Source organism: Microbacterium sp., from assembly GCF_047607225.1.
Classification (GTDB): domain Bacteria; phylum Actinomycetota; class Actinomycetes; order Actinomycetales; family Microbacteriaceae; genus Microbacterium.
In genome coordinates, this window is record NZ_JASGDO010000029.1 from 32,938 (window position 1) to 40,630 (window position 7,693).

Annotated in this window: 7 protein-coding genes and 1 pseudogene; 3 read left to right on the top strand and 5 right to left on the bottom strand. The window is 64.6% G+C overall.

The features are described 5' to 3' along the window. Window positions 1–5 precede the first annotated feature (5 nt). Genes QM591_RS05175 through QM591_RS05190 form a run of 4 tightly spaced genes read right to left on the bottom strand, consistent with a single transcriptional unit; the run spans window position 6 to window position 3,613 of the window. Complete coding sequence (locus QM591_RS05175) at window positions 6–1,067, bottom strand: hypothetical protein (protein ID WP_415130286.1); 1,062 nt, start codon at window positions 1,065–1,067, stop codon at window positions 6–8. Further along, window positions 1,019–2,080, bottom strand: a complete 1,062-nt coding sequence (locus QM591_RS05180; protein WP_415130288.1) for a SagB family peptide dehydrogenase — start codon at window positions 2,078–2,080, stop codon at window positions 1,019–1,021. Before QM591_RS05180 ends, QM591_RS05175 begins: the two co-directional genes overlap by 49 nt. Further along, window positions 2,077–3,432: a radical SAM protein gene (locus QM591_RS05185; protein WP_415130290.1), complete on the bottom strand. Its 1,356-nt coding sequence runs from the start codon at window positions 3,430–3,432 to the stop codon at window positions 2,077–2,079. Before QM591_RS05185 ends, QM591_RS05180 begins: the two co-directional genes overlap by 4 nt. A 55-nt stretch (window positions 3,433–3,487) precedes the next feature. Beyond that, window positions 3,488–3,613, bottom strand: coding sequence for a hypothetical protein (locus QM591_RS05190; protein ID WP_415130292.1), 126 nt, complete (start codon window positions 3,611–3,613; stop codon window positions 3,488–3,490). Window positions 3,614–4,542: 929 nt separating this feature from the next. On the opposite strand from QM591_RS05190, the pseudogene QM591_RS05195 reads away from it, so the two are divergent. Together QM591_RS05195 and QM591_RS05200 are read left to right on the top strand one after the other, a co-directional pair. Continuing rightward, window positions 4,543–4,701, top strand: a pseudogene (locus QM591_RS05195) (DnaB-like helicase C-terminal domain-containing protein); the annotation flags it as partial. Between the two features lie 84 nt (window positions 4,702–4,785). Continuing rightward, window positions 4,786–5,280 (top strand): GNAT family N-acetyltransferase, encoded by a 495-nt coding sequence (locus QM591_RS05200; RefSeq protein ID WP_415130294.1) that lies wholly within the window; start codon window positions 4,786–4,788, stop codon window positions 5,278–5,280. Between the two features lie 212 nt (window positions 5,281–5,492). Here QM591_RS05200 and QM591_RS05205 read toward each other — a convergent pair whose 3' ends face one another. Then, window positions 5,493–6,437, bottom strand: a complete 945-nt coding sequence (locus QM591_RS05205; RefSeq protein ID WP_415130296.1) for an Lrp/AsnC family transcriptional regulator — start codon at window positions 6,435–6,437, stop codon at window positions 5,493–5,495. 293 nt (window positions 6,438–6,730) lie between these two features. On the opposite strand from QM591_RS05205, the gene QM591_RS05210 reads away from it, so the two are divergent. After that, a complete protein-coding gene (locus tag QM591_RS05210; protein ID WP_415130298.1) occupies window positions 6,731–7,582 on the top strand; it encodes a transporter substrate-binding domain-containing protein in 852 nt (283 codons plus the stop codon). Window positions 7,583–7,693: the final 111 nt, after the last annotated feature.

The window sequence follows — 7,693 nt, forward strand, 5'->3', positions numbered from 1 at the left end:
CCTTGTCAAGTGGGCCTGTTGAGGGCGGAGATCAGATCGAGCACGGCCGGTTCGTCGACGCGCTTCTGGGACGGAATGACACGGCCTGCGTGCGTCCCTGCAAGGGACGCTAGCCGGTTACGAAGCCTCGGGCGGTTTTCGAGGCCACTCATCCGCAGTGCACGCAATGAAAGCTCAGCACCGCGCGAATCTTGAATGTCGCTGAGCGTGGTAGCCACCGTCAGAGCGATCCGTTGCGAAGTACTCCTGTAGGCGAAAGCGTCCTGGGACTTCAGTGCAGCGATACCAGCCGCATAGAGGTTGGCCCCGGCCCGCGTCGCGTCAAAGGAGGCCTGGTGTATCGCCGCCTGGACGTCGACGAGCACGGTCATCCGGGCCTTCACCGTCTCAGTTGTATAGGCAGGCACAGGTGGACGGAGGTTCGTGTGGGCGAGAACCTCGAGCGGGGTGGTTAGCCCACTGGCGAGTGCCCGAGGCCAGTCACTGGCGCTGCGGAGAGCGTGGTCAAGCAGCAACTCATGTGAGCCAGAACGAAGATGAGCCTGTGCGATCGTATCGGTGTACGCCACAAGCGCTTGCAGCCGGAAGGCGGCCAGTCGCCTGGCATCAGCATGACGGGCGGAGGACGGCAGTCGGAGATGCCAGTTACCAGCAAGGCTGCTCTCACCGCTCACGATGAGGCGGCGCAGAGAGTCAACGACGGGAGCGCGCGCACCGTCTCTTGCCACGTCGAGCCGCACGATGTTGAGCTGTGCGTCTGTGCCTAGGTACCACATCCGAGGCTCTGACGAAGCGCGGCGCACAACGGCGACACAGAGACTCCTTGCGAGCTTCGCCCTGCCTGCGACTGAGAGCGCGAGCGCGAGTCCGTTAAGCTCACGCGCAGTCGGCTCGCTGAACCCGCCGTTGCTGAACGCCCGTTGTGCTGCTGCGGTGCTGGAGGCGAGATCAAGTTCCAGGTAGCTTCGATCCCCGATGATCTCGCGCATGCTGGACGGCAATGAGGGGGTCGCGACGCTCATGATCTTGTGGGACCACCATTCACTGCGATAACCGTTGTCGGCCATTCAGTCGAGGTCAATCCCAGTAATCTGCTTACCTCGGGCGTCGTGATGGCGTTGGTTACGAAGGACTCGAGACCCAAAGCAGTGTTGACCAGGAGCGCGCATTGAGTAGCGTGGCCCGCGTGCTGCCAGACATCTCTGTACGCACGTGGTGAGCGGTACTTCCAGGCTAGCCTTTCCGTGGAAGACACAAGAACGAGCAGCATCGCACAGGCTCCGGGCGGGCCTTGGCTAGCAGTCGCTCGATCCCACTCCGCGGAATCCGCCTCGTCCGAGACCGGGACGAGACAGTTCCTAGAGTCGATGTACGCGTACGTCCCTGGCGCCACACCGGGGACGTCGAAGACGACCAGGTACGGGTCGATGTCGTGGAGCGCACCGGCGCTGGGGTAGGCCTTGAGGTAACCGGCACCAAAATCGCCCGCGTCCCGAACGCTGATTATCCCGAACACGGACCCAAGAAGTGTGGACAGGTCCACCAAGCTGACGGCGCGCCGCTGCGAGAACCGTGACGTTCGTCGGCTGCGCAACACCTCGCCGAGCGGTCGCACGAGCGGCTCTGGCGCTGTCAGCCGTACGTCATTGCCGGTCACATCCCCTCGCCGGTTGGTCATTGGCGGCCGGGTGCGGCTCAACACCTTCGCTTTGACGGTGTTTTCGTCCGCCTCGTTCGCAGCGTAAGCGGTGCGCTCTCCTTCCCAGTGCGCGACACCGACGGCCTGACCCCACACGTCGAAGGGTGAAGCGGGTGCCACCGACTCAGTCGCGTCGATCAATAGACCTGACCGAACCATGGAACCGACAAGACGCGCTGCAGTGTCGCGGTCGAGGTCCAGCCAGTCGACAAGTACCTCGGGCGAGACGGGCTCGGCGGTAAGGCGCAGGACGTCGAGCCCAGCGCCATGGACTTCATACGCTGTCGTCAGGCGCGGCGAGTCGACGACAAAAGTCGTCCCGCGCGGGCGGATGCGTAAATCCGGAGATCGGACGAGGCGAGCCTCGGTCTGATCCGTCATCGGAGGTGGAACGGGTCGCCGGCGACGTAGCCGTTTCGTTGTGCCAGCAGTGAGATACGTTGGCGCACGGTTGCGCGCAGGGTCGGGCAAGCTCGCTCTCCTTCGTTCCAGCGCTTTGGACATCCGCCCCCGCACACGGGTAGTAGCGAGCATGTGCTGCAGGGGAGCTCGGGCCGTGACTTAACCTGAGCCGACCATTCGTCGAGTGATCCGAGCGGGCGTTTGGCGGATGCTGCGAGGTTGGAGACTGAGGTGATCATGGTGGTGAACTTGTCTCTAGGCACTAGGGGCTGCTCGGTGCAGCTATACATTCGACCGTCCTTATCGATGACTTCGCTGCCGACGTGAGTCGCAACGCACGTTGAGCCGGAAATCTTCGCAGGTAGGAGCTTGTGCTTCAGTCCCAGGGCCTCCATGGTCCGGAACCAGTCGCACTCTTTGGCCATGGCTTCGGACTCTCGCTCTAGCTCAGATATGTCGTTGCCCCAGCTGTGAATCGGTGAGAGCTGGTAGACGAACTTTTCACTGGTCAGACCGCTCTCAGCCATCATCGTGAGATATTCATCAATGTAGTCAATGTTGTGCCTGTCCACGTTGGTGCGGAGGATGAACTGTACGGTATCGAGTCGGGACTCTCTGGCCGCCCACTTGAGTACATTGACGAGGGAGGCAAACGACCCTTTGCCACTTTTGAGTGGTCGGTGCGCGTCATGGATGTGTTCAGGACCGTCCAGCGTGATATCGAGCCGTGATACTCGAGCGTCCTCCCACAAGCTGAGAAGTTTGCGCTCGGAGAGAAGGGCGCCGTTGGTGGTGATCTTGGAGGTGTAGCGAACGCCGCGGAGATCGGCCTCGCCGATGAACTTCTGCGCCATGTCCATCAGCCGGGCATATGCCATGAGTGGTTCCGCGCCGAACCATGCCACGTGGACGTGCTCCACAGTGGGGTCTCTGATAGCACCTATCACTCGTTCTTCGATGGTAGTGCGATGGTCAGGTGCCATCGTGCCCCGGAGGTGCTCCTGACCGCAGTAGGAGCAGCTCATGTTGCAGTAGGAGCTGGGCAGAAGCACAAAGCTACGCACCGATGGGTCAAGCTCTGCCTCAGCCATCTCCGAAACAACCGCAGCGCGGTCCTCTGCTGCACTCATTGTGAGGACCCCGGCGCGCTGGAGGGCGCGCGCGGCGTCAGGAGACAAGGTCTCGATTTCTCCTGACCCGACCTGTCTCGCAAGATCAAGAGGAATGAAGATGAGTCGCGGGATGTTCGTGACGTAGACGCCGACGCGCTCACTTCCATCGTGATGTGTTAGGACTCGATCGCTGAACTCGACGAACTGGCTTACCTGCATCTGTTGTTGCTCCCCGACGGGCCGCGCGCTCGGCGCACCGAGCGCGCGGCCGGTCTCACGTGACGATCTTGCAGACATTGACAGTGTTCTTGGCGAGGTCCACAAAATCGTCGAGCTCGACTTCGTCGAAGATCAGATCCTCAATCGAGACCTGCTCTGTCGTTTCGTTGATGGCGCCCATGCATTCACCTCCTCCTCATCGAGATCACGATAGTCCTGCGGCACCGCGCCGCCACAACTCGAGCTGCGCAGTAATTCCGAGAGTGTAGCTGACCCCTAGGCAGTCGAACCAGCTGGATTGGAGGCTGTGGATAACTCGGCTGTGTCCGATGCCATAATGCTGCGGACGACGCAGTGATTGAAACGGGAAGCAGTCTGGCCCTTGAGCACGACCATCCCCTCTTCGAGCACGTCCTCGAGTTGACGGCATAGAAGAACGCCGCACCGGTGCCTTCCACCACCTGGAGTCGGAGCTCACAAGGTTTGGTTCGCTCACGGCGCCGGGCATGCCTGAGAGTTGCCGTCTCCAGGCGATGAGGCCGTTGAGTATGTTGGAGGCGCGGTAGACGTTCGCGAGCCCTTCGTGGCGGGTGTGAGGCCGCGTCGTTGCATGGTGCGGTGCTCGATGGCGTTGCGGTTTCGATAGTCAGCGGTGTCGCCGTCGAAGGTTCCGTCGCGTGAGCCGCGGCGCTTGTCGCGGGCGACGGGAACGCGGATCCGGGGGCTGTCCGCATCCGCTACTCGGAGCGCAAACGCGCGGAGGTCGGAAGCCTGGCTCATTGCCTACCGTGTGAATAGTCGAAATAGCTGAAGGCCGTGGCTGGCTGGGTCGGGTGGCATCCGTCGTCCCGGATTCGGCTCCGGTGCTGACAGTTCTCGTAATGACCTCAGTGTGGGGTCAGTTCTCCAGCAGCAGGTCGCCGTGCTCTGTTTTGGGCGGTCGTTGCGCTCATCCGCGCGCTCGCAATGTTTGGTGTCTGCTGGTGCCCGACCCCTATCCTGGCTCGTTGACAGAGGCCATTTGCGCCTGACCGTCGGTGGTCAAGGTCGCGGCACTCTTCCAGGATGGTCGTCGTGCGGGAGGGTCCGCGGAAGCCCGCCATCAGCGATCTGCTCCACCGCGAGGCCGCCGACGAGACGGACAGCCCCCGCGCCGCCGAGGCCGGCCTGATCGTCCCCAAGCACCGTAACGGCCCCACCGACACCGTCACCGTCGCCTTCCAGGGTCACTTCTCCCGCTTCACCGACATGGCGAACGACTTCCACTAGGCGGCTGCCGGTCGTGTAGGTCTCCGACGCGATGTCCATATGGACGCGTCGACCCACAGTCGCCGGCCGTGACAGCATTGGCGGATGGCATTCACCGTCAGGGAGCCGCGCGCGGAGGAGGCCTCCGCGATCGCTGACATCCACGTCGCGACGTGGAAGGAGACCTACTCCGACCTGCTCCCCGAGCACTATTTCTCTGAGGAGTACGTCGCAGGCCGTCGCCGGATGTGGCAGCACGTGTTGACTCATCCGAATGACGACATGACCGTTCGCGTGGCTGAGGCCGATGGCGAGATCGTTGGATTCGCGTGGGTCGGCCCGGGCGAAGGGATAGGCGGCGAGGAGCCACCTCGTCAGCGCCTCCTCTATGCGATCTACGTGCTGGCCGCGAAGCACGGGACGGGGGTCGGCCAGGCGCTGCTGGACGAGACGCTGGGGGACGGCCCGGCGATGCTGTGGGTGGCAAAGGAGAATCCGCGCGCAACCGCGTTCTATCTCCGCAACGGTTTCCACTTCGACGGCGTCGAGCAGGTCGACCCTCACGCTCCCTTGATCACTGACGCGCGGATGGTGCGATAGCGGGCGGGCTACTCACCGCCCGTCTGCGCCGCCGACTACGCCAAGGCGATCGCGGGCAACCGCGGCGACCCCTCGGCAACGAGCTGATGGAGATCACCGGTCGCAAGAAAGACCGGGTCTGGGCGGCTCTCGAGGTCATCGCCGAACTCGATGAGCTCGATCGCCGCATCCGCGACGCGATGGACGTGGAGGGATAACCCCAGGGCAGACTGCTAAGCAGCGCCGGTGTCCAGAGGGGTCGCGGGCGTGAGGCCCAGCGCGTCCGGCGGCGAGTACGACTCCTTGATGATCGAGAGGTGGATCCACGACTCCATCCGGGTGACCGATTCGGCGCTGCGGACATCGTCGGTCACGCGTCGGAGCACCTCGAGGGAGTCGCCCGACAGGGTCACGAGCAGATCGAACGCGCCGATGCTCGTGGCGAGGAACTCCACCTCGGGGCGGCGGATCAGATCGGCGATGAGAGGCGCGGTGTCGCCACCGACGTTGATCCCCATGCCGAGCGCGAGGCTCTGGGTCACGGTGTTGCGCTTGGCGACCGCCGTGATGCGGATCACGTGGTCGTCGACGAGCCGGCGAACCCGGGTGCGCGCGGTGGACTCGCTGATCCCCAGCTCCTGCCCGATGGCGGTGAACGACGCCCGCCCGTCGGCTTGCAGGATACCGATGATCCGCTCGTCGAGACGGTCGAGCACGGTGCGCTGGGGCCGGCTGTCGAGCGAGGAATAGGGGCTCTTGTGCACGTCGACGTACAGGAGCGTCGTCACGTGGGTGATGCCGGGGATCGCCCGGATACGGGCGATGGCGTCGAACATCTCGCTCTGCCCGCGCGAGCGTACCTCGACGACCAGGTCGTGCGGACCGCTCGTGATCGTCACGAGCGACGTGTCGGCCAAGGTGGTGAGGGCGTGCGCCACCTCGCGCGGTGAGCGGTCGATGTGCACGGCGAGGTGACAGAGGGTCTGGAGCCCGAGGACCGCGGGGTCGGCGACCGCGGTGACGGTGACGTGACCCTCGGTCACGAGCCGTCGCAGGCGCTCGCGGACGACGGGTCGTGGCACCCCCAAGTGGCGTCCGAGCGAACTGATCGACGCCCTCCCGTCGGTGCGCAACAGACCGATCAGGGCGTCGTCGAGTGATCGGGGTCCACGCGCCATGAGTTTCATCCTGATCCCCCGATCACCTGGCCGACAGCGCTTCTGGCCGTCCGAAACACTCTAGAAACAGGGAATTTACGGCCCGATTCTGTTCGGGTGCGATAACAGAATCGCACCCGAACCCCTCCGAGCGTCCGCGACTGCTCGGGAACAGGCCGACTTCGCGACCGAATCCGCAACGAGGAGTGCCGCCCATCGCCGATATGGGCGGGACCGGGTGCGCGCCGTACCTAGCATGATCGTCATCCGTGAGCTCCACAGCGGACCCTTGCACCCGACCGAGAGAAGTCAGCATGAAGAAGCTCACCGCCGTCGGCGTCGCGGCCCTTGCCGCCACGCTCGCCCTTGCCGGTTGTTCCTCGACCGCGCCGGAATCCCCCACCAGCAACGCCCCCTCCGTCGCCGCCGGCGCCGAGGCTCCGGAAGGCCTCGTCGACGGCAGCACCGTCACGTTCTGCATCGACCCCGAGTACCCGCCGCTGGAGTACTACGAGAACGGCACCGACGGCGAGATCATCGGTTTCGACGCCGATGCCGCCCGTGCGATCGCCGCGTACTGGGGCAAGGAGGCGACCTTCGAGGTCACGACCTTCGAGGGCCTGCAGCCGGGTATCCAGGCCGCGCGCTGCGACATCATCCCCGGTGGCCTGTACATGAGCGAGTCGCGCCTGGAGGTGCTCGACGGCGTGCAGTACATGCAGACCGGACCCGCGCTCATCGTCCGCGCCGACGACGACACCGACTACACGAAGAACAGCGATCTGTGCGGTCTGACGATCTCGGGCCAGAGCGGATCGGAGAACTCCACGGTCGCGGAGCAGATCGCCACCGAGTGCGGAAGCGGCACGTCGGTCGACCAGTACCCGAAGACCGCCGACACGGTCGTGGCCGTCGTCAACGGGAGCGCCGACGCGCTCATCGAGACCGATGTCGCGGCCGCCGACATCGTGGCGCGCTCGAACGGTCAGCTGCGGCTCGTGAGCGGGTTCTTCCCGCCGAGCACCCAGTTCGGCATGTTCCTGGCGAAGGACAGCCCCGTCACCGAGCCGCTGCGCGAGGCGCTGAAGGCCCTGTACGACGACGGCACGCTCGCCAAGATCGCCGAGACGTACAACCTCGAGGCCTCCAACCTCGTCGTCGACTGACCCGTCGGGGGTGCGGCCGCCGCGCCGCACTCCCGCCCCCCCCGCCAGCGCCCCCCCCCCCCCCCCCCCCCCACCACCCACACGAGCACCCCGGGAGACAACCACCCCCAC

Excerpts from the sequence above, each read along its gene's own strand:
- QM591_RS05175 (WP_415130286.1), bottom strand. The coding sequence starts at position 1,067 with ATGGCCGACAACGGTTATCGCAGTGAATGGTGGTCCCACAAGATCATG.
- QM591_RS05185 (WP_415130290.1), bottom strand. The coding sequence starts at position 3,432 with ATGCAGGTAAGCCAGTTCGTCGAGTTCAGCGATCGAGTCCTAACACAT.
- QM591_RS05205 (WP_415130296.1), bottom strand. The coding sequence starts at position 6,437 with ATGGCGCGTGGACCCCGATCACTCGACGACGCCCTGATCGGTCTGTTG.
- QM591_RS05180 (WP_415130288.1), bottom strand. The coding sequence starts at position 2,080 with ATGACGGATCAGACCGAGGCTCGCCTCGTCCGATCTCCGGATTTACGC.
- QM591_RS05210 (WP_415130298.1), top strand. The coding sequence starts at position 6,731 with ATGAAGAAGCTCACCGCCGTCGGCGTCGCGGCCCTTGCCGCCACGCTC.
- QM591_RS05190 (WP_415130292.1), bottom strand. The coding sequence starts at position 3,613 with ATGGGCGCCATCAACGAAACGACAGAGCAGGTCTCGATTGAGGATCTG.
- QM591_RS05200 (WP_415130294.1), top strand. The coding sequence starts at position 4,786 with ATGGCATTCACCGTCAGGGAGCCGCGCGCGGAGGAGGCCTCCGCGATC.